Consider the following 24,143-nt stretch of genomic DNA (forward strand, 5'->3'; position numbering starts at 1 on the left):
AGATGGGTGCGGGATTATCCGGCGGATGGCCCGCGCAGGGGTTTGATGGATACGAAAGGATCAAGGCATGAGCGACTCTATGGCAAACAATACGGCGTCCCCGCGCTCGACACGTGCCGCCGCGCTGGAGCGGCGGCGGGCGTTGTCGCACAACGGTGCCGCCGCACTGGGGGCGAAGTCCGCCGCGCGGACAACGGGCAATACGGCGGCCATGGCGACGCCGGGGGCTACCGGCAGGTCGCTTTCCCGTGCCCGCCGTGCAGCCTTGTCGCAAGGTGGCGCCATAGAAGCGACGCAGACCAACCCTGCGGCACGCGCGGGGATTCGTGTGCTTGCCTCAGACCTGCCGGTGACCACCGCGCCGGTGGAAACGCTTGCCGCGGCGCCAGGCGCCGCCTCTTCTGAGCGCTGCGGCTGCCAGGGGAAGGCGGCCACTGAAAGCGCCGAGCGGGAATCGTTGCTCGCAGCGGTATGCGCGCTGGTAGACGAAGATCCGGCATCGGTGGCCGGGCCGAGCGCCTCTGCGGTGCGCAAACTCTGCCAGGAGCGGCGTCGCGCGCTTTCCCGTCAGGGGAAAATGGCAGAAGAGCCATCAGAGCCATCTCGGGCCCGTGTTTCGCGTACATCGCAGAACAACAACGCATCCACGTCCGGTGCGGCGACGGGATTGCGCGGGCGCGGCGCAGCCCAGAGGCGCCGTGACGTGCTCTGCCAGCAAGGACGCGGCGACCAGCCGGCGTGCCGACCCAGCGGTCGGACCCGGCAGAAGCCTGCAGTACCTGCCAAAGTGGAGCAAGGGACGACCCTGAGTGGCACATCTGTGACCGGCACCCAGGTGGAGCGGAGCACCAAGGTCACCGGTGCCGAGCCGGGCAGTTGCCGTGCCATCACGGGCACGGAATATATCGGCGCCGAGCAATACGACACCTTATGCGCCGCCACCCCCGAGCCGGCTCCGGCCAAGGTGAGCGTAGGCCGTACCGCCCGAGGCCAGAGCGTAAGTGGTGCGGAGATGGGCCGTAGCGTGAAGGTCACCGGCGACGAACACGGCGCCTGCAAGGTCGTGACCGGCACCGAATATCTCAGCGCCGACACATTTGAATCCTTTTGCGCAACCCGGCCGGCGCTTACGCCGGCCAAGGTCGGCGTAAGCGCCACCGAGGCTGGTCAGCGCGTGAGTGGAACCGAAGTCGGACGCAGCGTCAGGGTGACCGGGGATGAATCCGGATCCTGCCGCAAGCTCACCGGCAGCCAATATTACCAGCCGGAGTCGTTCGGCGGCCTGTGTCGCGACGGCGGCAACGCTCCGCACAAGGTGAGCGTGATGAGTACGCTACGCGAGCAGGTTTTGACCGGTACGGAAACGGCCCCCGGAGAGCGCGTGACGGGTACGGAACGTGGGGCCTGCGCCAGTGTGACGGGCACAGAATCTGCCGGACTGGCGCAATATCAAGCCTGTAACCGCAAGCCCGTTCCCGGAGCGGAAAAAGTCGGTGTGATGCGCACCTGGCACGAGCAGCCGGTATCCGGCACTTCGGTGGAACGCAGCCCCAAGGTCACCGGCGATGAATACGGCGGTTGCCAGCCGGTCACGGGCACGGAATACGCCGGTCCCGATCAGTACGCGGCATTTTGCGCATCCGATTCCCAGGCCAGCGCACGGGCCTTGATGGCCAGCAGAAGCGGTGTCGCCGGTGCGATGATGACGGGCATCCGCTTAGGGCCGGACAGCAAGGTGACGGGTTCCGCCCGTGGTGAAGGACTGGTTTTAAGTGGAACGCCCTATGGTGGTGCGGATCAACGGGTACCGCAGGGGGGTGCGGGAACGCGGATGCATCCCCTCACCCGTGCTCCGGCCGATGCGCCACAAGCGACAGTCGCTGCCCCGGAGGTGGCGGCGATCCGCGGAAATTTTAGCGTCACGACCCCCGCGCGCAGTGCGCAGGACAGCCCGCTCAGCCGCGTAACCGGCACGGCCTATGGCGCGGTCGGACGCATCACCGGTCCGGTGAATCTCGCGGCGGGTCTGGTTTCCGGCACCCCCGAGTTCCGTTATCGGGATGAGGCCCATAGCGCCGCGCCGGTGGTCGCAACGCGGGAAGCGCCGCGCAATCGCCTTACCGGGGACGGGCGTGAAGGGGGTTTTGCCATCACGGGAGCGGCCTGGAGGCGCAATGAAAGCATTACCGGCACCGAGGGCAGCTCCACGCGCCGCAACCCGACCTTGCGCGGAGAACAGCGCGCTGCGGTGCCTGGGGCTTCTCAAATGAAAGACCGCGAGCGGCCGGAATTGCCCATCAGCCGAGTGACCGGCAGCAGCGGCAATGATGCCAGAGGCTCTTTTATCACCTATTCCGGTGGTGCACGAGGTTAATGTGATACCAGCGGCGGTTACACGCCCATCCACGAAGCACGGACCAGAGATCGCGATGAATACGAGAAACCGTCCAGGGCGGCATGTGAGCCCTCAGCCAGGAGCAACGCGCCCACCTTACAAGCCCTCGGGCAGCCCGATCGAAACGGTCGAAGCGAACGGCGCCTCAGCATTGCGGAGCGCACGATGAAGATTTGTCAGGTGGAAAAAACCCTGGTTTCGACCAACCGGATCAAGGAAATGGGACACCGTCCACTGCTGGTGGTCAAGGAAAAGGGCGGTGCGAGAAGCATCGCCGTGGATGCGGTGGGCTGTGTCGCTGGCGACTGGGTGATTTGCGTAGGTTCGTCCGCTGCCCGGGAAGCGGCGGGCAGTAAAGACTTTCCGAGCGACCTGACCATCGTCGGGATCATCGATCATTGGGATCCCAGCGCTGGGCAGACAGGGAATTAACCGTTTTTTAACCCCAAAAGGAGTAGTTGACATGGCAAACGTAAGCGGAGTGGCACTGGGTATGATTGAAACGCGCGGCCTGGTGCCGGCGATCGAGGCGGCGGACGCGATGACCAAGGCGGCGGAAGTGCGTCTGGTGGGTCGCCAGTTCGTGGGTGGCGGCTATGTCACCGTGCTGGTGCGCGGTGAAACCGGTGCGGTCAATGCGGCGGTGCGCGCCGGAGCGGATGCGTGTGAGCGCGTCGGCGATGGCCTGGTGGCCGCCCACATCATCGCCCGCGTGCATTCAGAAGTGGAAAACATTCTGCCCAGCAATCCGGCGGAATAAGTGCTTTAAACGAATCAACCGAAGCGGTAGCACATGGAGTGATAAAAATGGCAAACGTCAGCGGAATAGCATTGGGTATGATTGAAACGCGCGGCCTGGTGCCGGCGATCGAGGCGGCGGACGCGATGACCAAGGCGGCGGAAGTGCGTCTGGTGGGTCGCCAGTTCGTGGGCGGCGGCTATGTCACCGTGCTGGTGCGCGGTGAAACCGGTGCGGTCAATGCGGCGGTGCGCGCCGGAGCGGATGCGTGTGAGCGCGTCGGCGATGGCCTGGTGGCCGCCCACATCATCGCCCGCGTGCATTCAGAAGTGGAAAACATACTTCCGAAGGCGCCCGATGCCGGTGACAGCGGGTTGGACGGCGTGGTCAGCCAGTCACTCAGCTAGTATCGGCGTGGCCATGGCGAATGATCCGCGAATGACGGGCTACCTGATGCGCGCGCTCAGTGCCGAGATGGCCGCTGTGCAACAGTATCTCACCCAGTCCAGTCTGACCGCGATGTGGCAGTTGAAGGAATACAGTGGCCGTTTCCGCCGTGATGCGGAGGAGGAGCTCGGACATGCGCAGCGGTTGATTGAGCACATGCTGATGTTGGGTATTCCTTCCAATGGCACGCAACTGCCGCCCATTCGTCCGGGTCGATCCCTGGAGGAGATGCTGCTGATCGATCGCGACTTGGAGATCGACGTGATCCGCCTGTACGAGGAAGCCGCCCACTACTGCGCCCGCGTGCGCGTGGAAGGGTTGCAGGCCTTGTTCGCCGGTCTGCTGCAAGAGGAATTGGGTCACTTGCGCGACCTGAATCACCTGTTGACCGATCTGAATGCGGCCTCATCAGGACCAATGGAAGCGCTGGTCGCCATGGAAAGAGTCTAAACCGGTCAGGGTTGATGCAGTACCTCGCCCAGAGGGTCACAAGAGCTTGCACCCGCGGCGGGTATGGCCCGATTAAATGCCTTATTTTGGCTTCAGGAGTGAAATAAATAATGTCACCCGAAATTGATCCATATCTCGTTCAAGATATGCCTTATTACCGCGCCGTGGCCGACGAAGTGGAACTATACGAAGCGGCCTATTCGGTGCGCATGCCCATGATGCTGAAAGGGCCTACCGGTTGCGGAAAAACACGCTTTGTTGAATACATGGCGTGGAAACTGGGCAAGCCACTGATTACCGTGGCGTGTAACGAGGACATGACGGCATCCGATCTGGTCGGCCGTTTCCTGCTCGACGCTTCCGGCACCCGCTGGCAGGACGGCCCACTGGCCATCGCCGCGCGTTTTGGGGCCATCTGCTATCTCGACGAAGTGGTGGAAGCCCGCCAGGACACGACGGTGGTGATCCACCCGCTCACCGACGCGCGGCGTGTGCTGCCGCTGGAAAAGAAGGGCGAACTGGTACAGGCCCATCCCGATTTCCAGATGGTGATTTCCTACAACCCGGGCTACCAGAGCTTAATGAAAGACTTGAAGCAGTCGACCAAACAGCGTTTCGGTGCACTGGATTTCAGCTATCCTGCCCACGATATTGAAACCGAGATCGTTGCCCACGAAACCCATGTCGGTGTTGAAATCGCCGGCAAACTGGTGTCCATCGCCGAACGCGCGCGCAACCTCAAGGGGCATGGCCTCGACGAGGGAATCTCCACACGTATGCTGATCTACGCGGGCAGCCTGATTACCCGGGGGGTGGCGCCATTGGCGGCATGCCGTATGACGCTGGTTCGGCCGATCACCGATGACCCAGATATGCGTGACGCACTCGACGCGGCGGTGAGTACATTCTTCTGATATCCGGAGCCAAAGATGGCGGTCGAACTCGAAAAATACCAGGACATATTGGCCGAACTCGGGGAACACGCTAGCGAAGTGCTGCGCGCCTCCTGGGATATTGGGCTATACCGCGCCAGTGCCGCCACGTTCAGGGTCGCAGGCATTACAGGGGTTGGATTCTGTTTCGGGGGATAGCGTTATGCCTTTGGTGCATATGAAAGATCTGCTGAGCCATGCCTATGCACATGGATACGCGGTAGGTGCTTTCGACGTCGTGAGCCTGGAGTTCGTCGAGGGTGTCATGGCCGCTGCCGAGCGGTCTCGCGCCCCCGTAATCCTCTCTCTGGCCGAATCGCATCTGGAACACTACGATTTCGAACTGCTGATGTCAGGGGTAGAGGCGGCGGCACGCCGTAGCGCGGTGCCGGTGGCCCTCCATTTTGACCGGAGCGCGAACCTGGAAGCAGCGGTGCGGGCTATCCGCCTGGGTTGCAACGGTGTGATGGTGGACGCCTCGCAGTCGACTTTCTCCGATAACCTGACGCATACGAAGACCGTGGTCGATATGGCCCATGCCTGCGGTGTGCCGGTCGAAGGGGACTTGGGTTACATCCCCGACGCAGCGGATATAAACCCCCAAGGGGGGTATCCTGCCACGGCACCCTACACCACTGTGGCCGAGGCGAAGGGCTTTGTCGAACGCACGGGAGTGGACTTCCTCGTGGTGTCCATTCGGGCGGAACAGAGCTGTCCAAATAGTAAAGCCAAGCTGGATATCCAGCGCCTGCGCAGCATCAATCAGGCTCTGGGTATTCCTCTGGCAATCCACTGCAGAACCCGGCTCGACGATGATCAATTTCGGCGACTCATTGTCCATGGCGTGGCCAAGATCAACTATTTTACCGCTTTGGCTGAAGCCGCGAACGCGGCGATCAGCGCCCGGGCGAAATCGGCGCCGGGTGCTGGCTACCTGGATTTGGTTCAGGGCGTTGGTGCGGCGATCAGCGCCGAGGCTGAGCGCTGTATGCGCGTGTGGGGCGCCGCCGGGCGGGCCGCCGAGGTGTTGGCATGCTGTCGTCCGTGGACCTCCGTGGAACACCTGATCATCCACAACGTTATCGGCATTTCTGAAAAAGAAGTGACCGCGATGATGATCGAGGGACAGCAGGCGCTGAGCACCATTCCTGGAGTGCGGTCGGTGATTACGGGTAAGGCGATGAGAGAACGCGCTCAATACCGCTACTGTTGGCAGGTGCGTTTTGCAGCACCGGAAGTAATCAATTCCTACCACGAACACCCTGACTATGTGGCCTTCACCAACCGGCGTTTCCGACCTGTGGCCGACCGAGAAATCAGTATCGACTACGCCATGGAAAGCCTATGAAAATCATTCAACACATAACAATAATCACACCATTTCTGCTGGTATTATCGGCAATCATTATATTACTTTTCCTGCCTTCAAAACGCAGAATATCTGCACGGGTCAGCGTGATAGCCACCTTGTTCACTTTCCTTCTGTCGCTGGGCATGCTCGGCTACTATGTGGTCGCTGGCCATTCGCAAGTGGTATATATCGGTATCCATTGGGGCAGCATCTGGTTGGATCCCCTCAGTTTGATCATGTGGGTGTTTGTCAGTGGAATTAGTTTTCTAGTACACATGTACTCGGTACGGTACATGGTTGAAGAGCCGAACTATACACGGTTCTTTGCCTTATTGGATTTAATGACCGCGATCATTCTGTTCATGGTTTCTGCGGCAGATTTGGTTACCTTGCTGGTGGCCTGGTTCTTCGTCGGTGTGCTTCTTTATTTTCTCCTCGGCCATGATACCAACCGACCCGCAGCGGGGCGCTATGCCTTCTGGACACAAATCACTTACCGGGCAGGCGACCTGCCGCTTTGGTTAGCCGCATTTGTGTTGATCAAAACCTATCATTCCATATCCTTGCCGGTTATTTTTGCGCAGATACGGATAAATCCTCATCTTCATACTTTTTGGGGACTATCTATTCCGGAGCTGGTGGGTTTTCTTCTGGCTTTTGCGGCTTTCGCCCGCTCTGCACAGTTTTTACTCCATGGATGGTTGCCTTATACCATGGACGGACCGACCCCGGTTTCCGCATTGATGCACGCAGGTATCGTCAATGCCGGTGGATTTCTTTTTAATCGTTTCGCACCGGTTTTCGAGTATGCGGGCGGCGCTCTGCACATGGCTTTCATAGTGGGCTTGGTCACGGCGATTATCGGCTCGGCCATGATGTTGATTCAAAATGATGTGAAACGCTCTCTGGGCTATTCCACCATGGGGCAGATGGGTTTCATGGTCATGGAGTGCGGCGTGGGCGCTTTTCCCCTCGCCATTTTTCATTTGATAGCCCATGGTTTTTTCAAGGGCTCGATGTTTCTGGGTGCGGGAAATGTCATCGGTGAAGCACGTGCCCACGATGGCGTACCCCCCGATTCCATCTACACCGCCATTGTTGAGCGGCGACCGGCGAAGCCTTCCCGCCTGCCTTGGCTCGCGGCGGCGGCTCTGACCATTCTAGTGCCGGTGGCGGTTTTGAGCTTGTCCCATTTCTTTGTGTCTTCGGGATTGCTTTACGAGCAGGGCGTCGTCATTCTTCTGTTTTTCGGCTGGGTAACTGGAGCGCAGGCACTATTTGCAACCCATAAGATGACCCACACTAATCCGTGGCGGCTGATGGGTGGGATATTAGGATCGTTCGTGCTCATTGTGATCGGTTACACTCTGATCAGTCATTATTTTAGTAGCTTGCTCTACCCGCATGGCGTCAGCCAAAAGCTTTATGCCGCCGCCAGTATTAATGCATTCGCTTTCGATACGCTGGTCATTCTTCTTGCCTTTTTATTCGTTGGCGGCTGGGCACTGACTTTCTTTGCCGATTCTTCCGGCTGGTGGGACCGTGTCGATAAGGGACGTTGGCGCGGAGCTTATCTTTCGATGTATGCCCTACTCTCCAGGGAATTATATGTGAACGATCTTTATGCAAGACTGACGCAGCTTCTCTTGGTTTTTTCGCATCGCTTGAATATTTTGTTACGGTGGTGCTGATATGGATATCTTGGTCTGGATCATGGCCGGGACATTGCTTCCGTGGTTTCCCTTAAGCTGGATTTTTAACAAGCTGCTTGCCAGCGCTCCGGGATTCTGGGCGCAGGCTCTGGCTATTCTGGTGTTTCCACAATTGGGTTTGCTGCTTTTGATACATTCTGGAGCGTGGCAGGCGTTACCGGCTGGGCTGGACCCCAACTTGCGCTTCGTAGCGCTTTTTACGGCAGTGTTCTACGCCTTTCGTGCGGCTAGTACCCGTGAAGTGCAGGTCTGGGCTCGGCTGATGACGACGTCTGGGCTCGCACTGACCTGGTTGCTGCATGGGCAGAACCTGGATCCCCTGACTCTACAGTCATTTGCGCTGGCTTGGTCGATCCCCGGCGCGCTGATGCTGGTTTGGGCAGGGCTTCTCGAGCAGCGGATGGGGGGTGCCTACCTGGGGCTGAGGGGTGGACTGGCGACGGTCTTACCCCGTCTTTCCGCGCTGATCACGCTCACCGCCCTCGCGGCTTCGGCGACGCCGATTTTCCCCAATTTTTTCATCCTACTCCACGTGGTAAAGGCTCTGCCGTTGGTATGGATTCCAGGGGGACTTCTGGTTTTGTTGCTTTGGGGCTGGGCCGTAGGACGGTTTTTGCAGGATTTACTCTTCGGTATCTACCGAGGTGAGTTACTTGAGGATCTGACAGTGGGCGGCACCTGGTTGGGCGGCCTCGTTCTGGGATTGTTTGCGGTTGGAGGCATTTTTTTGGGGGGCGCATGGATAATGAATTAACCTTGGGCGACCGGCTCAAAGTTCGTTCGATGATTTATGTGGCCAGTGAACCAATTCCACGGTTCTGGCCGATGCGCACCTTCATTCATCACAATCCGCTTTTTGGTCTTGAGCATCTGCCTTTTGAAGCAGCGATAGAAGAAGGCAACACACTTTTCCATGGTCGTGGATATCTTTCAAGAAGTCAGTACCAAGAATATCGCCTTGCCGGAAAAGTGGATGATGCCAAGCTTGAAAAGTATCTTGATGATTTCTTGAGCGCACTTCCCGGGGTATTGCCCGGCGTGGCGCTCAGGAAGTGGCTTTGGTCTTTACTGACGCTTTGTCAGAGTGAGCAGGTGGTACCGAAGGCGGACTGGCTTAACGGACAGCTGCTTCATGATGTTCTGCATGGTCGATCAACGACCATGAATAGGGACACGCAGCAGCTTCAGCTTGGTGTGATACTCGCTGATAAAATTGCTCCGGATGGTCCGGTTTACGCCAACATTGATCGTCTATTTGGAACGGATATCGGCCAAACCTTGGACGAACTCCTCATCAAGAGTTGTCTGGATTTTTTTGATGAGGGGCAATCCGCCTGGCAGGCACCGGGACGTGACCAGGGATTTTTTGCTGCCTGGAAGGAGGTGGCGCAGCACAATGTGCGTTTTTTCTTGCGTGGATTGCAGTTGCGACAGCTGCTGGAGTCTGGAGAGACCCCCGAGGGAATGGTCGCGCACATCCTGAAACGGCTCAAAATACCTGAGGAGTCCTGGCAGAGATATATCACTCGACAATTGACTCGCCTGCATGGGTGGGCCGGGTTTATTCGCTATCGGAGCTCGGCAAGACATTACTATTGGGCGGAGCAGTTTCCGGCGGATCTAACGGATTTTCTGGCGGTGCGGATGGTTCTGGGGATGGCGCTTCTGCAGGAGGCGGTCCGGCATCATGGCTGTCCGGCGAACGCCGAGGCGGTGCAGGAATTTGTTCATGCCGATCCCCTGGGGGCTTATTTGCGTCTTGAACTACATACCGGATCCATCCTTCCGGCGTGGGCCCATCGTGTCGAGGATGCTCTGGCTCGTCGCCGTCGCCCCAGTTTTGAAAAACTCGCCCATGCCTATATGGACAACAAATCCCGTTGGGAGGGCGAGCGTCAGGCGTCCCATCTGCGTCTACTGGCCGCGACCATGGGTGGAGATGCGGAGGAAGAGCTGATGGCGATGACTCCTGCGCAATTGGACAAATTTATGGAGATTATGCGTACCTGGGAGAAGGGAGAGGGTTTTGTCTGGCTGCGCTCCATGGAAACGCATTACATCAAGGCGCTGATCAATCGGGTCAATATTCCCAAAGCCTCGGCTCCGCCAGTAGATAGACGCCCCTTTGCTCAGGCCATGTTATGTATTGATGTGCGCTCCGAGCCTATGCGTCGGCATCTGGAGGCTATTGGTGATTATGAGACATTTGGCATCGGTGGCTTTTTTGGCGTTCCGATCAGTTTTTTGGGATACGGCAAAGGCACTGAAGTACACCTTTGTCCTGCGATTCAAACCCCCAAAAACCTGATTCTCGAGATCCCTGCAGCACTGGAGCTCGAAGAGGAACCTCTTTATGGCGCTCTGGAACATATCCTGCACGACCTCAAGGGATCTGTGCTTTCACCGTTTGTGGCCGTTGAAGCCGTCGGTTTGATATTTAGTCTCGGATTGATCGGCAAGACTGTGGCACCGCTTATTTATCACCAGTTGCACGACCGTCTGCATGCGGATAAACCCGTTACGCGCCTGCTGCTGGATAAGCTGAGTCATGACCAGGCGGATTCTATTTTGCGTGCGGTACAACGTGCCATGATTGTTCGTGCCTTGATCAAGGAGTGGAACATACCCCGTGATCAGGTGACCGATGACGATGTCCGGCAATTGCGGGAAATTGCCCTCGAAAATGCACAGGGCCCCAGCGACTTGGCGCAGAGGCGACATATTAGCGATCAGGATGAAACGGCATTTATCCAGAAGCTTCGTGATATCTATCGGGTAGAGCGTCATGAAATGAGTTTGCAGATGGAGCGCCTCGGACGCATCGGCTTTAGTGTGGATGAACAGGTTCGTTATGTTTCTCAATCGCTTCTTTTGGTTGGGCTGAATCGTAATTTCTCCCGCTTTGTACTGATGGTGGCGCATGAAAGTCAGACCCAAAACAATCCTTATGAATCAGCTTTGGATTGTGGAGCCTGTGGTGGCGGTAAGGGCCTCCCCAATGCGCGTGTTTTTGCCGCCATGGCCAACAAGCCGGAAGTCAGGCGACGTCTACGTGACTTAGGTATAGTCATTCCAGAGGATTCCTGGTTCATCCCCGCCGTTCACAACACCACGACGGACGCGGTCGAGCTCATGGATATCGATTTGTTACCGGCCCGGCATCTGCTCTATCTGGAGCGTTTGCGTAATGGTCTTTCTGCCGCCTCCCGACGCTCGGCAGCAGAACGTATGCCCACCTTGGGTGGTTCTGGACGCTTGGCTGAGGAACCTTACGCGGCGGCAATGATGGCTCGGCGGCAGGCGCATGACTGGTCTCAGGTGCGTCCGGAGTGGGGGCTGACCCGGAATGTCTATGCGATTGTGGGCAAACGCGAACTGACAGAGGGGCTGAATCTGGAAAGCCGGGCTTTTCTGCATTCGTACGACTATCGCCTTGATCCCAAGGGACGTCTTCTGGAGACGATTTTGTCCAGTCCTATGGTGGTCGGCGAATGGATCAACCTGGAACACTATTTTTCGGTGGTAGATACCGAGCACTATGGTAGTGGTAGCAAAGCGTATCATAATGTGGCCGGCAGATTTGCGGTGATGACCGGTAATCAGAGTGACTTGCGTACCGGCTTGCCTACCCAGACTGTCCTCAAGGACGGTAAACCTTATCATGAACCGGTACGTCTGATCGTGCTCGTGGAAGCGCCGCTGCCCTTTGTGCAGAAAGCGGTCGGTAATCTGGTGAAAATTAAGGCGCTGGTGGGCGGTGCCTGGGTGCGAGTCATTATTATGGACCCGGAAGACGCGTATCGTGCCTATGTGCTGGATGATGGCGCGTTCCGCTTGCAGGAACGATCCGAGTTGTCAATGAGTCAGCCCCTTATGGAGGATATTGCGTGAAAACCCTGAATCTGAGCCCACTGAAGAAGTTGGAGGTCATCATGGAAGGTGCCCACAAAGACTTCGCTACGGATCTGTTAGATCGTGCTGGTGTAAAGGGATACACCATTGTCGGCAATCTTTCCGGAAAGGGTAGTCACGGTATTTATGATGGGCATGTCATGTTTAACGAAGATGATGTGTTGATCATGATCATTGTGGCTGTTCCAGAGGAGTTGGTGCCTCCCATCCTGGCAGGCTTCGCCCCTTTCTTTGAGAAACACACTGGAGTGGTTTTCGTGACCGATATTCAGGTCAGTCGTCTGGTGAAGTTCAAGAATTAACCATCAATCAAGCGGTGGCCCCGAAGGGGTGTACCGCGCTTCATCCTGCCGTAGCTCCCCGCTCACATACCTCTTGAGCAACAACCGATAGCCAGAGAGTCTGCGCTGTGGTGCGATCCCTTTCATGGATTCCACGAACAGCAGGTGTCCTGTCGCACGCCGGATTTCGTCGATCTGGGCGCGTTGGACAGATTGGGCAGCTTCTGAAGCTTATCGTTTACGTATTTTTCTTATATTCTTGGGGTGTTGGTTGTAGTGGTCGACGATTTCCGCCTTGATAAAATGAATCATTATCGGTATTCTGATGCAGTAATATTAATTAATACAGCAGATTGTGCACAAGGTAATTTTTTAAGATAATCGGATAAGCGTAGTCCATATCCGACGATCGTTGTGAATGAAAATATCCCATCCATAATGAACAGGAGAGTATATGCGATTGCCGGAAACACCCCAAATGCCATTCCATAATAAATATGGAAAACGCGCAATGCTTGTTTTGGTTCTCGTATTTCCCGTATGGGTAGCATCCATCACCGGCGCTATGGCCAAAACTTTGAAGCCCTGGTCGGGTAGCGCCGCATTTGGGCTTTCCAGTGCCACTGGAACATTCCCTTCTTTAAATCTCAATAGTCATGATTGGGTGCGTTGGCAAAAGCATCATTGGCAAGATCGAGCACACGTGAGTTACAATTACACTGCCGCATCGTCGGCCATTTATGCCAACCGCCTCGTGTTGGGAAACCAAACTCGATATTACTTTAAACCAAAGATTCGCTACGTTTTCGCCAATATCCGCTATGATCGCAATCAATTTAATGGATACTTTTACCACCTGACAGAAATTATAGGCGAAGGTAATGTCATACATTTAAATAAGACCATGTCCTTAGATTACCAAGGAGGTATCGGTGCTCAGGAAGATCAACCCATAGGTCAGAAACATCAAATAAGTCCAGCCGTCCGGCTGGCGATTAATTATCGATGGCACCTGACCCATCACGCAACTTTCAAGGAAGCTGTAACCACGCTACTATCAACAGCCAACAATAATACTTATGAATCGATTACCAGCCTTGAATCCCAACTGTATGGAAATTTTAATTTACAATTATCTTATACCGCCTCATATAATGAGTTTCCCGTGATCAGCTATTATAAAAAATTCAATACCATTACTACGGCGGATTTGATGTACCACTTTTAGTAACTCGTAGATGTGCCCGTTAATAGCCTGGCTGGTGTTGCGCCCAATGCACGGGCGGCAATTGACTGAGTAGATGCGGATTTTCCCACCCTGTTTGGCGGTGCTCAATGAGTATATCGGTGGTGATGCCGCCGCGCACATACCAGCGTCCCAATAGGCGCAAATAACGCGGGTTGATCAGATGGATCAGATTGTCAGCGATGCGGTTGGTCATGGCCTCGTGAAAGGCGCCTTCGTCGCGAAAGCTCCAGAGATAAAGTTTGAGGGATTTCAGCTCGACATTGTGCTGATCCGGGATGAAATCCAGCATGAAGTGCGCGAAATCTGGTTGTCCAGTCAGGGGGCAGAGGCAGGTAAATTCGGGCAGATCCATGTGCACGACATAGTCGCGCTCGGGGTGAGGATTGGGAAAATGCTCTAAAGTTTTGCTGGGTTGACTGGGCATCCGGAACTCCTCATTATCTGTGCTTCACCGATTCGGCATACTATAGCAAGAATATCCCTTCATGCGCCTCTCGGCCATTATTCTCCAAGGCTTTAAATCCTTCCGCGAAAACACGCGCATTCAGTTCGACGCCAATCCGGTGGTGATCGTCGGGCCTAACGGTTGCGGCAAATCCAACGCGGTCGACGCCTTGCGCTGGGTGCTCGGTGAATCCTCGGCGCGCCAGCTGCGTAGCGGCGTTCTGAGCGATGTGATTTCCAATGGGGGCGACAGTCGCCCGGCCGCCCCAATGGCGATGGTCGAGTTGCGTTTTGATAACAGTGATGGGGCGGCCCCCGGCGCTTTTGCTGAGACGGCCGAAATCAGCGTCAAGCGCAGTCTGGATCGCAAGGGCGACGGTCATTACCGGATTAACGGTGCCCGCTGTCGACGGCGCGATGTGGGCGACTTGTTTCTCGGCACGGGACTCGGCGGTAATGCCTATGCCATCGTTGAGCAGGGAACCATCGGGCGCATTATTGAAGCGCGTCCGGACGATTTGCGCGCCATTCTCGAAGAAGCAGGCGGCATCAGCCGTTACAAGGAGCGTCGCCGGGAAAGCACACAACGCATTGCTGAAACGCGGGAGCATCTCCAGCGTTTGCACGATATTCACGGCGAGATGGATGGTCAATGGCAACGCTTGCAGCGGCAAACCCAGGCGGCGCAAAAGTTGCGCGCTCTACGAGTAGAGGAGCGTCAATGGCAGTGCTGGAGCGTGGCCCTTCGCGTGGAGCTTCTCGAAACGGAGCAGCAACAGACCGCGGTGCGGCGCGCAGCGCTGCAAGCAAGCCATCAGCAGGAAGAACGGCATCTTATCGCTGTGTCGCAATTGCTGGACCAATTGCGCGTGGAAGAACGTCATGGCCAGGACGCCATCGCCGTCGCCCAAGGCGAACTGTATGAGGTGCAGGCCCGGCAAAGCGATGTGATGCATCGGCTTCGGGAACAGCAGGCGGCGATCCAACGTTGTCGGAGTGGGGTGGATCAGCAGCGGGCACAGCAACAGAAAATCCAATCTGAACAAGCACGTCAGGCGGAGAGCGAAAGTCAGCGGCAGCAGCGGTTGCAGACGTTGGCCGCAGATCAGCACGCGTTGATCGAAGAAGAAGAGCGTGCCCGACGCGAACGGCAGGAAGCGGAGCGCGAGCTTGAAAAACAGGATCAGGAACGTCAGCAACAGCAGCAGGCTTTGGCGGAACTGCGTCGCAAAAGGGACGTAACGACGGCGCAAATCCGTGAACTGGAGCCGCGCCTGCAGGATATTGAACGTCGCTTGCAACAGCAGTCTGCGGAAACACCTTCAGAACGCCCCGCCTTGGCAGCCTTGGAAGCACGTTGTGAATCCCGGGAAATGTCGTTAAAAGAGGCCGCAACCGTGCTTCAGGGGCAACGTGACGCCCTGGAAACGGCTCAGGCCCAAGCCGCTGCTTTGCGCGAACCCCGCGATAGCGCGCAGGCCAGGGTGCAGGAGTGCGGGGCCCGGCAAAAGGCGCTGGAGAGTCTGCTGCGACGGCTGCAAAAACCGGCTGTGAACAATGACACGGCGAGCATCCGACTGGTGGACCAGATACAGGTGCGGCCTGGCTGGGAACATGCGGTGGAGGTGGTGTTGCGTGGTCGCCTGCACGCCGCCGTGATGGAAGGCGACAGTACGGTCGCTGAGGGTAGCATATTGTGGAAGAGCGCGGCGTTACCACCCGACTTGCCGCAAGATGCACTGGTACGGGCCTTGGAAAGACCAGAAACTTTGGGCCTGGGGCTAAGTGACTGGCTGTGGGGGCTGCGCATGGCTCCGGATTTGACCTTCGCCCTCGGTCAGCGTCAACAATTGCAGGCGGGGGAGGCCTGGATTACGCCACAGGGCATATTGGTGCATCGCTCGGGGATGGAATATCCAGAACATGAAGATGGCGCCAGTCTGCTGCAATGTCGCCGCGAGCTGGCGGAAAATAGCGAGCGTTTTCGTCAGGCGCAGGCCGAGGCCGCGACCGCACATGCTGCATTGGCGGACGCCGAACAACGGGCACGGGCCGCACAGGAGCAACTCCGAACGGCAGATGGCCGCTGGCAAACCTTGAGTCGGCAAAGCGCCCAGGAGCGGGAATCCCTCGTCCGTCTGCGCAGTCGGGTGGAGACCGAAAATCGACAACGGGCAGAACGCGTTGCTGAGTTCGGGCGACTCAGTAACGAACGGGCCACATTAGAAGCACGGATGCAGGGATTGCGTCAGGATTTGGCTGTCGATGAACGCGGCTGGCAGGATTTGGAGCAGTCGGTACAAAACGCGCAGCGGATGACCGATGGGTTGCGGCGCCGGGCAGGTGAATTGCGTGCGGCCTATGGTCGCTCGCGGGACAAACGCCAGTCGTTGGAAGTCCAGCAACAGCGCTTGCAGGCTGAGTCTGAGGCCGCCGTTGCCCGTGCCGTGGATCTGCAACAGCAAAGGGATCACTTTGCCATGGCGGCGGCTCAGGGAAACGAGGAGCTTGCCCGCCTGCAAGCAGAGTTGCCGGAAATGGAGGCGGCACTGGAGGCAGTGGCGGGTTTACGGGCCGAGCGTAATGCCCAGTTGTTGACCTTGCAGAGCGCGGCCCAGAGCGCAGAGCAGCAGATTCGTCAGCAAGAAAGCCAGCGTCACCGGTTGGAGGAACGGCTGCGCACCCTGCAACAGTCCGGGGCTGCCGCCGATCAGCAACTGGCAGGTCTGCAGGCGCGTCTGGAAGAATATCAGCAACGTGCCGCGCTACTCGCACAGGATTTGGGTGGAGACCCCGGACCCTGTCCAGATGGGTCTCGCTGCGAAGAAAATATAGCGCGGATCAATACGGCTATCGCTCGTCTTGGCAATGTGAATCTTGCTGCCGAGGAAGAATTGCAGGAGTTGGAAGAGCGCCGCGGTAATTTGCTGAGCCAGGTCGAAGATGTGGAATCCGCCCTGCAAAGTCTGGAAGAGGCGATGGCGGCCATGGATCAGGAAACGACCGCCCGTTTTCGTGACACCCTCGATAAGGTCAACCAGGCCTTACAGGAGCTTTTTGCCACTCTTTTTGGTGGCGGGCAGGCGCAACTGAGTCTGGTGGGCGAAGACCTGCTGGATGCGGGACTGGTCCTGCGTGCGCAACCGCCGGGCAAGCGCAACGCCAGTCTGCAGCAACTCTCCGGCGGTGAGAAGGCGCTCACCGCCATTGCGTTGGTATTTGCCTTGTTCCGCTTGAATCCCGCGCCTTTCTGCGTGCTGGATGAAGTGGATGCACCGCTGGATGATGCCAACGTCGGACGTTTCTGCCATCTGGTACGGAAAATGGCGGTACAGACCCAGTTTTTGATTGTGACCCATCGCAGTTTGACCATGCAGGTCGCCGAGCAACTGGTGGGTGTTACCATGACCGAGCCGGGTATTTCCCGTATTGTACGGGTTGAAGTGGCCGATACGCTTGCGCAAGCGGCGCGCCGTGAGGAAACTGCGCCTTAATGCGCGTTCAGGATTCAGGCGCGTTGTTCGACAGGCTCCAGGCGCAGCGAAAGAATAGGCCAACCCCGGGCTTCGGCGAGGGCGCGCAAACGCGGATCGGGGTCAACCGCGACGGGGTGGGTGACGGTTTCCAGTAAAGGCAGATCATTGTGGGAATCACTGTAGAAAGTGCTATTTTGCAGAGCGCTCTCCCAGCCCAGTCCCTGCATCTGCAACCAGTCCCGTAAACGTTGCACTTTGCCCGCCTGAAAACAGGGGACACCGACCGTCTGGCCGGTAAATTCCCCTGTCGCCGTTTCCTCCGGCTCCGTCGCGAGCAGATGCGCAATACCCAGTTCTTCCGCAATGGGTGCCGTTACAAAACGATTCGTGGCGGTGATGATGACCAACAGGTCACCTTGCCGGCGGTGATCCTCGATCAGGGCGCGGGCGCGATCCGAAATCATCGGTAATACCCATTCCTGTAGATATTCCCGGTGCCAGGCATTGAGCTGGGCACGCGGGTGCGCAGCCAGAGGGGTAAGCTGAAAATTCAGAAAAGCCTGAATGTCCAGGGTGCCCGCCATATAGTCCGCGTAAAACTGGTCATTGCGATGATTGAAGCACTCGGCGTCCACAATGCCGCGGCTGCTGAGAAATTTCATCCAGGCATGATCGGAGTCGCCAGAGAGCAGCGTGTTGTCCAGATCAAAAAGAGTGAGGGCCATAGGTTCTCCGTCCAGTGAGGTGGGCAATGGCAAATGCCGCGCTAGGATACCGCAAATATGCTTTCTGGTATAATTCCAGGGGTTGGGCGCAACAGGTGCATGCGCAGGGTATTATATCTCGAAAGAAGGAGCGGATGGTGGCGCAGGGCAAGCCTACGGACTTTGAGCGTATCCAGTTGTTGCGTGCCGAATTGATGGCCGCCAATAAAGCGTATTACCAGCAGGATGCACCGACTCTGAGTGATCCGGAATATGATGCACGGCTGCGCGAACTTCGCCGCCTGGAGGAACGTAACCCGCAATGGCAAAGCGCCGATTCGCCGACCCAGAGGGTAGGGGCGACGCCTCTGGAGGCCTTTACCGAAGTTCGCTATACCGTAGCGATGACTTCCCTGGATAACGTGTTTGATCAGGATGGATTTCGTGATTGGTTGGGACGTGTGCAAAAAGGTCTGCACCTTGAAGAGGTCGCGCTGAGCGCTGAACCCAAGTTTGATGGCCTTTCGGTCAACATCCGTTACGTGGATGGCAAATTGATGCAGGCTGGAACCCGCGGTGATGGTCAGAGTGGCGAAGATGTCACCGCCAATGTCCGCACCATCCGCAATATTCCTCTGCAACTGGCGGGCAAGGGCTGGCCGGATCTGTTGGAGGTGCGCGGGGAAGTGGTGATTCCCGTGGCGGCTTTCCAGCGATTGAATGAAGAGCGCCTGCATGGGGGAGAAAATCCCTTTGCCAATCCACGCAATGCGGCAGCGGGCAGCCTGCGGCAACTGGATTCCAAAGTGACGGCGAAACGCCCGCTGGCGTTCTTTCCCTGGGGGTGGGGAGAAAGCAGCGCGCCACTGGGGGGGGCGCACAGCACGATAATGCACAGCCTCTCTGTCTGGGGTTTTGAAGTGACGCCTTACTTGCGCAATGTTCGCCATCTTATGGAATGTGAAAGCTATTTCAATGAAATGCAGAAATCACGCGAAGGCATGCCTTTTGAAATAGACGGCCTCGTGTTCAAGGTCGATGATTTGGCGGCCAGGGAGCGCCTGGGCTTCACCGCCCGCGCACCACGTTGGGCCATTGCCTATAAATTCCCGGCGCACGAAGAGCGTACCGTGGTCGAAGATATCCTGGCTTCCGTGGGGCGCACCGGCGTGATCACGCCGGTGGCTGTCCTGCGGCCCGTGCAGGTGGGCGGCGTGACCGTGAGCCGCGCCAGTTTGCATAACCAGGACGAGGTGGATCGTAAAGATATACGCGTGGGCGACACGGTACTGGTGCGCCGTGCCGGGGACGTGATTCCCGAAGTGGTCATGGTGCTCAAGGAAGAACGGCCAGCGGCAGCACAACCCTGGCAAATGCCGATTCGTTGTCCGGTCTGTGACTCGGAAGTCTTGCGTCTGGCCAACGAATCGGCGCACCGCTGCATGGGTGGGCTGTATTGCCCGGCGCAGCGGATGGGCGCTATCGAGCACTTCGCTTCGCGCAAGGCGATGGACATCCGGGGCCTGGGCGAGAAACTCGTGCAGCAACTGGTCGAGAGAGGTCTGGTGCACTCCGTAGCCGATGTTTATCATCTGGATGAGGCCGCACTTTGCGGATTGGAGCGCATGGCCAGTCGCTCCGCCCAAAAACTGCTGGCGGAAATAGAGCAATCCCGTCATACCAGCCTCTCTCGCTTCCTCTACGCCCTGGGTATCCGCCAAGTGGGAGAAAGCACGGCCAAATCTCTGGCAGCCTATTTTGGCGACTTGGAACCCTTACTGGCGGCGACGCCGGAAGTCTTGCAGAATATTCCCGACGTGGGACCCATAGTGGCGGAATCTATCGTACATTTTTTTGCCCAGCCCCATAACTTGGAGGTGATCGCGGCGTTGCGGGCTGGTGGTTTGGATTGGGATGTCGTCGAACCGCAAAAAGGCGGGTGCTTTCAGGGGATGACCCTGGTACTCACTGGTTCTTTGGACAGCATGACCAGGGAAGATGCCAAAGTCGCCATAGAAAATAGGGGTGGAAAAGTCAGCAGCGCCGTTTCCGCTAAAACAAGCTACGTGGTTGTTGGTAAAGAGGCGGGCAGCAAGGCGGAAAAAGCCGCAAGGTTGGGCCTGAAACAGCTCACTGAAGCACAATTTTTGGCGATGCTTTCAAAAAAGGAATAAGCATGCAGCAGAATGGAACATTCCGTATCAATGTGGTCGATGTGCATGGCGAAGTGTACAGCGGTATGGCACGTTTCGCGGCAGTGCCGGCGGAGCTGGGCGAGATCGGAATTCTGCCAGGGCATGCGCCCTTGCTGTCGGGGCTGCGCGCCGGGGAGCTGCGCATTACCCAAGCCGATGGTCAAGCACAGATTCTTTTTCTGGAGGGCGGGTTGTTAGAGATTCAGCCTGATATCGTGACGATACTCGCCAATGCAAGTCTGCGGATCATGGATATTGATCTCCATGATACACAGAGCCGCATTAAAGATGCCCAGGCCACGTTGGCGAAAGGTGCCGTACCTCCCATGGATTTTGCCCGCGCCGAGCTGGAACTGCAGAGAGAGCTGGCGAAAGTAAGCGCCTATCAGCGCTATCAGGCATGCGAACAACGGGGTGGTAAAACGAGTGATTACGACTGGGAGCGTCCGCCTTTGCAGAATGTGCCAAAAGTGAATGCGCAAGAGCTGGAAGATTAAGAGCCCTGGGCCCAGATTAGGAATGGTGGTCTTTGCGCGCCAGCATAGGTGGAAAGTGCGCCCCAGACTCTCGCAAAAACTTATGGTAGTGACTTTGAACCCGTAAGAATCGGAAATAGCTAAAGCCGCCAATAACCATTGATAACAAAATGAATAGCACACCGAGAATAATAACGGAGTGATAGTTAAAAAAGTGAATCAATACCAAACCCGCTATGGCCAGGTCCAGCATGGTGCGCAAAAAAGAATATAAAGTCCGCCGGTTGGCCGCTGCTGTGCGGTCCAGCGCGAGCCAGTCACGGAGTACCAATTTACTTTTTGGATAGGTATGAAAATAATCGCGATGCGCATCCAGGTGGTTGAATAGGAATCGGGATTTCATTATAGATCATCTTCTGTCTTTTCGTAGGCTTCCATTTTTTGCAAATTTTTATAGTGCATTTTAATTTTCAGATAAAGAGAAATGCCCGCGGCCAGGACAATCAGCGCGAGAATAAAGCCCAGATAAAACAGATGGTCCTCAACATAGCCATTGAATACACGAATAAAAATGAGCGTGGCGATGATCAAAGTCAAGGTCACACGAATATAGCCCAGAAAAGTGCGAGTGCCCGCAAATACCGTTCTGTCCATGGCAAGAAAGTCACGCAGAACCATCTCTTTTTTATCGTAATCATCATAGGGCAGGTGGCGCATGGTACCCTCTTAAGTGCCTTTCATGAAGGTGGCTGGCGGTGGCGCGGCCATCACATTATAAGGCAAGGCGACCGGATGGAAAACCATTCCTGAGGCAATGATTTTTTATCGCGGAAAATAAAATTCTGATGGGCTCAGTGCTGACTGGTTTTTTTTGGCGGTTCCTTCCCGCATTGGGCACAGACCCCGTTGACCACCAATTCCATTTCAATCATGGAATAGTCGGCTGGCAGTCGGGGCGTCGGTACACTACTTTCGGGCAGGCAAAATACCTGGCGGCAAGCGACACAGTGGAAATGCGGGTGTTGGGTGGTCGTTTCATCACGGTGGGCGCTAAAGCGCCAGATCCGGTCGTCTGCCGTGATCCGGTGGGCGAGTCCGGTCTGTACCAGCCATTCCAGATTGCGGTAGAGACTGACACGGTCAACCGCCCCTGTCTCCGACGCCTCCAGGCGCTGCTGCACCTCGGGGTGACTGAGCGGTTGCTCGGCTGCCAGCAGTGTTTTGAAGACCGCTACCCGTAAACGCGTGATGCGCTGCCCGATAGCGCGAAGACGCTGCGCTGCCTCGGCATCGGAAACTTCCGCCGGGAGAGTGGGATGGAGTGATAAATGCGCCATAAAGTCATGCTAGAGCAGAAGGCCGGGAGGGCGCAAGCGATGACCCTGCGTTACTTCCCTGGACAGCGCCCCATCTGCCGCGCTAGATTTTCAGTCAGTCCCATTCAGGAGTTCCTCATGTCCTCAGAAGTCATCAGCATCGGTCAACCTGTACCTCAGTTTCGTGCCGCGGCCTATGGTAAGGCATCCTCCATCAGCATCGATGACCTGCGCGGAACGGTCGTAGTGATCTATTTTTACCCCAAGGATGACACGCCGGGTTGTACGACAGAAGGGCAGGAGTTCACGGCACTCTACCCGGAATTTCAGGCCGCCGGCGCGGAAATTCTCGGTGTTTCCCGTGATACGCTTGCCAGCCATGAAAAGTTTTCCTGCAAGTTTAACTTCCCTTTTCCGCTCCTGGCCGACACGGATGAAGCGCTCTGCAAGGCCTTTGATGTGCTCAAGGAGAAGAACAATTACGGCAAGGTGGGCATTGGCGTTGAACGCAGCACTTTCGTGATCGACCGGGAAGGCAAAATCGCCTACGTCGAGCGTAAGGTGAAGGCCGCCGGACATGCAGCCGCCATCCTAGACATCGTCAAGCAATTACCATGAGTCGCCAGGAAGCGGGGGGTTCAAGCCCGGTGAGGGCGCGTCTCTACATTCTGGATACCAACGTGCTGATGCACGATCCCTCAGCGCTATTCCGCTTCCAGGAACACGACATCCTGCTGCCGATGGTCGTGCTGGAGGAGCTGGATCAGCACAAAAAAGGCCTGAGCGAGCAGGCGCGCAATGTGCGTCAGGTCAGCCGTTATCTGGACGAGATGCTGACGGATACCGCTGATCTGGATCGTGGTTTGGCGCTGCCTTATGCGCAGGGGCGACTTTATTTTCAGACCGCTGCGCATCAGCAGGCGCTGCCTGAAGATCTGGCCAGTGGCAAGGCGGACAATGAAATCCTCGCCGTGACTCTGGCCTTGCAGAATCGTCATCCCGAAAAAGATGTGATTCTCGTCAGTAAAGATATCAATCTGCGCATCAAGGGGCGCACCCTCGGCATCCGGGTGGAGGATTACCAGAACGATCGTGCTTTGGACGATGTGGACCTGCTCTACACCGGCGCAGAGACGCTGAGCGCCGATTTCTGGGATCTGCACAGTCGTGATCTGGACGCCTGGCAGGAGAGTGGGCGGAGTTATTACAAAATCAGCGGCCCCGCCATTCAGAGTTGGCACCCCAATCAATTTATCGCACTCAACACACTGGAAGGAACGGTCGAGGACTTCGCCGCGATCGTCCGTGAAGTGCATCCGGAACACGCTATTATCGAGCGCATAACAGATTATCGGAGTGACCGGCACGCGGTATGGGGCATTTTGGCGCGTAATCCGGAGCAGAATTTTGCCTTGAATCTACTCATGGATCCGGACATCGATTTTGTCACTCTGCTGGGTCATGCAGGTACGGGTAAGACGCTGCTGACGCTGGCGGCGGCGCTGCATCAGATTTTCGAGCAGAAGCGCTACTCGGAAGTGATCATCACCCGCGCGACGGTACCGGTGGGTGATGAGATCGGTTTCCTGCCCGGCACGGAGGAAGAGAAAATGCTGCCGTGGATGGGGGCGCTGGAGGACAACCTGGAAATTCTGGCGCGCGGCAGTGATGAGAGCGGCAGTTGGGGGCGCAGTGCGACGCAGGATCTGATCAATAAGCGGATTCGCGTCAAATCCATGAGTTTTATGCGCGGGCGTACTTTTCTGGAGAAATTCGTCATTATCGACGAGGCGCAAAATCTGACGTCCAAGGAAATGAAAACCCTGATCACCCGTGCCGGTCCGGGGACCAAAATTGTCTGTCTGGGTAATATTGCCCAGATCGACACGCCCTATCTGACGGAAACCACCTCAGGTCTGACCTATGTGGTGGATCGCTTCAAGGACTGGGCCTACAGCGGACATATCACCCTGCGTCGTGGTGAGCGCTCGCGTCTGGCGGATTTTGCCAATGATGCCTTGTGATCCCCTTGTCTCCTGACCCGCTGAGCCCGTAGACTGCGCG

General features: G+C 56.8%; 23 protein-coding genes. 18 read left to right on the forward strand and 5 right to left on the reverse strand.

What is annotated here, in order from left to right; genetic code table 11:
- Positions 1–67 precede the first annotated feature (67 nt).
- From PJU76_RS06115 to PJU76_RS06175, 13 genes are all read left to right on the forward strand, one after another.
- Entirely contained in the window at positions 68–2,374 is a 2,307-nt protein-coding gene (locus tag PJU76_RS06115; protein WP_271779776.1) for a CsoS2 family carboxysome shell protein, read from the forward strand.
- Between the two features lie 186 nt (positions 2,375–2,560).
- Positions 2,561–2,827: a carboxysome peptide A gene (locus PJU76_RS06120; protein WP_271780900.1), complete on the forward strand. Its 267-nt coding sequence runs from the start codon at positions 2,561–2,563 to the stop codon at positions 2,825–2,827.
- A 31-nt stretch (positions 2,828–2,858) separates the two neighbouring features.
- Complete coding sequence (locus tag PJU76_RS06125; RefSeq protein WP_215880263.1) at positions 2,859–3,155, forward strand: BMC domain-containing protein; 297 nt, start codon at positions 2,859–2,861, stop codon at positions 3,153–3,155.
- Positions 3,156–3,202: 47 nt separating this feature from the next.
- Positions 3,203–3,541: a BMC domain-containing protein gene (locus PJU76_RS06130; protein WP_271779779.1), complete on the forward strand. Its 339-nt coding sequence runs from the start codon at positions 3,203–3,205 to the stop codon at positions 3,539–3,541.
- A 13-nt stretch (positions 3,542–3,554) separates the two neighbouring features.
- On the forward strand, positions 3,555–4,031 hold the full coding sequence (locus PJU76_RS06135) for a ferritin-like domain-containing protein (RefSeq protein ID WP_271780901.1): 477 nt from the start codon (positions 3,555–3,557) through the stop codon (positions 4,029–4,031).
- 110 nt (positions 4,032–4,141) lie between these two features.
- Entirely contained in the window at positions 4,142–4,945 is an 804-nt protein-coding gene (locus PJU76_RS06140) for a CbbQ/NirQ/NorQ/GpvN family protein (protein ID WP_271779784.1), read from the forward strand.
- Positions 4,946–4,960: 15 nt separating this feature from the next.
- On the forward strand, positions 4,961–5,122 hold the full coding sequence (locus tag PJU76_RS06145) for a hypothetical protein (RefSeq protein WP_271780902.1): 162 nt from the start codon (positions 4,961–4,963) through the stop codon (positions 5,120–5,122).
- A gap of 4 nt (positions 5,123–5,126) precedes the next feature.
- Positions 5,127–6,311, forward strand: a complete 1,185-nt coding sequence (locus PJU76_RS06150) for a class II fructose-bisphosphate aldolase (protein ID WP_271779786.1) — start codon at positions 5,127–5,129, stop codon at positions 6,309–6,311.
- A gap of 119 nt (positions 6,312–6,430) precedes the next feature.
- Positions 6,431–8,005 carry a proton-conducting transporter transmembrane domain-containing protein gene (locus PJU76_RS06155; protein ID WP_271780903.1) on the forward strand — a complete coding sequence of 525 codons (1,575 nt, stop codon included), beginning with the start codon at positions 6,431–6,433 and terminating at the stop codon, positions 8,003–8,005.
- Between the two features lies 1 nt (position 8,006).
- Positions 8,007–8,780: a hypothetical protein gene (locus tag PJU76_RS06160; protein WP_271780904.1), complete on the forward strand. Its 774-nt coding sequence runs from the start codon at positions 8,007–8,009 to the stop codon at positions 8,778–8,780.
- A complete protein-coding gene (locus tag PJU76_RS06165; protein WP_271780905.1) occupies positions 8,765–11,917 on the forward strand; it encodes a DUF2309 domain-containing protein in 3,153 nt (1,050 codons plus the stop codon). The genes PJU76_RS06160 and PJU76_RS06165 overlap by 16 nt, the downstream gene beginning before the upstream one ends.
- Complete coding sequence (locus PJU76_RS06170) at positions 11,914–12,240, forward strand: P-II family nitrogen regulator (RefSeq protein WP_271780906.1); 327 nt, start codon at positions 11,914–11,916, stop codon at positions 12,238–12,240. Before PJU76_RS06165 ends, PJU76_RS06170 begins: the two co-directional genes overlap by 4 nt.
- A gap of 433 nt (positions 12,241–12,673) precedes the next feature.
- Positions 12,674–13,447 (forward strand): DUF481 domain-containing protein, encoded by a 774-nt coding sequence (locus tag PJU76_RS06175; protein ID WP_271780907.1) that lies wholly within the window; start codon positions 12,674–12,676, stop codon positions 13,445–13,447.
- A 19-nt stretch (positions 13,448–13,466) separates the two neighbouring features.
- Here the strand turns inward: PJU76_RS06175 and queF are convergent, their stop codons facing one another.
- The gene (gene queF, locus PJU76_RS06180; protein WP_271780908.1) at positions 13,467–13,892 is read right to left on the reverse strand and encodes a preQ(1) synthase; all 426 of its coding nucleotides are present in this window, start codon (positions 13,890–13,892) and stop codon (positions 13,467–13,469) included.
- A 61-nt stretch (positions 13,893–13,953) separates the two neighbouring features.
- Between queF and smc the strand changes: the two genes are divergently transcribed.
- Positions 13,954–17,406: a chromosome segregation protein SMC gene (smc, locus tag PJU76_RS06185; RefSeq protein WP_271780909.1), complete on the forward strand. Its 3,453-nt coding sequence runs from the start codon at positions 13,954–13,956 to the stop codon at positions 17,404–17,406.
- 14 nt (positions 17,407–17,420) lie between these two features.
- Here the strand turns inward: smc and PJU76_RS06190 are convergent, their stop codons facing one another.
- A complete protein-coding gene (locus PJU76_RS06190) occupies positions 17,421–18,113 on the reverse strand; it encodes a histidinol-phosphatase (protein WP_215849110.1) in 693 nt (230 codons plus the stop codon).
- A gap of 134 nt (positions 18,114–18,247) precedes the next feature.
- Here PJU76_RS06190 and ligA point away from each other — a divergent pair, with 134 nt between their 5' ends.
- Both ligA and atpC read left to right on the forward strand, forming a co-directional pair.
- Positions 18,248–20,266: an NAD-dependent DNA ligase LigA gene (gene ligA, locus PJU76_RS06195; RefSeq protein WP_271780997.1), complete on the forward strand. Its 2,019-nt coding sequence runs from the start codon at positions 18,248–18,250 to the stop codon at positions 20,264–20,266.
- Between the two features lie 2 nt (positions 20,267–20,268).
- Positions 20,269–20,784 (forward strand): ATP synthase F1 subunit epsilon, encoded by a 516-nt coding sequence (atpC, locus tag PJU76_RS06200; RefSeq protein ID WP_271780910.1) that lies wholly within the window; start codon positions 20,269–20,271, stop codon positions 20,782–20,784.
- Positions 20,785–20,800: 16 nt separating this feature from the next.
- Here the strand turns inward: atpC and PJU76_RS06205 are convergent, their stop codons facing one another.
- From PJU76_RS06205 to PJU76_RS06215, 3 genes are all read right to left on the reverse strand, one after another.
- Positions 20,801–21,166: a DUF202 domain-containing protein gene (locus PJU76_RS06205; RefSeq protein WP_271780911.1), complete on the reverse strand. Its 366-nt coding sequence runs from the start codon at positions 21,164–21,166 to the stop codon at positions 20,801–20,803.
- Positions 21,166–21,480 carry a DUF202 domain-containing protein gene (locus PJU76_RS06210; protein ID WP_271780912.1) on the reverse strand — a complete coding sequence of 105 codons (315 nt, stop codon included), beginning with the start codon at positions 21,478–21,480 and terminating at the stop codon, positions 21,166–21,168. The genes PJU76_RS06205 and PJU76_RS06210 overlap by 1 nt, the downstream gene beginning before the upstream one ends.
- A 134-nt stretch (positions 21,481–21,614) precedes the next feature.
- Positions 21,615–22,100: a Fur family transcriptional regulator gene (locus tag PJU76_RS06215; protein WP_271780913.1), complete on the reverse strand. Its 486-nt coding sequence runs from the start codon at positions 22,098–22,100 to the stop codon at positions 21,615–21,617.
- Positions 22,101–22,217: 117 nt separating this feature from the next.
- Between PJU76_RS06215 and PJU76_RS06220 the strand changes: the two genes are divergently transcribed.
- Together PJU76_RS06220 and PJU76_RS06225 are read left to right on the forward strand one after the other, a co-directional pair.
- Positions 22,218–22,697 carry a peroxiredoxin gene (locus PJU76_RS06220; protein WP_271780914.1) on the forward strand — a complete coding sequence of 160 codons (480 nt, stop codon included), beginning with the start codon at positions 22,218–22,220 and terminating at the stop codon, positions 22,695–22,697.
- Positions 22,694–24,103 (forward strand): PhoH family protein, encoded by a 1,410-nt coding sequence (locus PJU76_RS06225; RefSeq protein WP_271780915.1) that lies wholly within the window; start codon positions 22,694–22,696, stop codon positions 24,101–24,103. Before PJU76_RS06220 ends, PJU76_RS06225 begins: the two co-directional genes overlap by 4 nt.
- The last annotated feature ends 40 nt before the right edge of the window (positions 24,104–24,143 follow it).

The organism is Acidithiobacillus ferriphilus, assembly GCF_028215975.1.
GTDB lineage: Bacteria > Pseudomonadota > Gammaproteobacteria > Acidithiobacillales > Acidithiobacillaceae > Acidithiobacillus > Acidithiobacillus ferriphilus.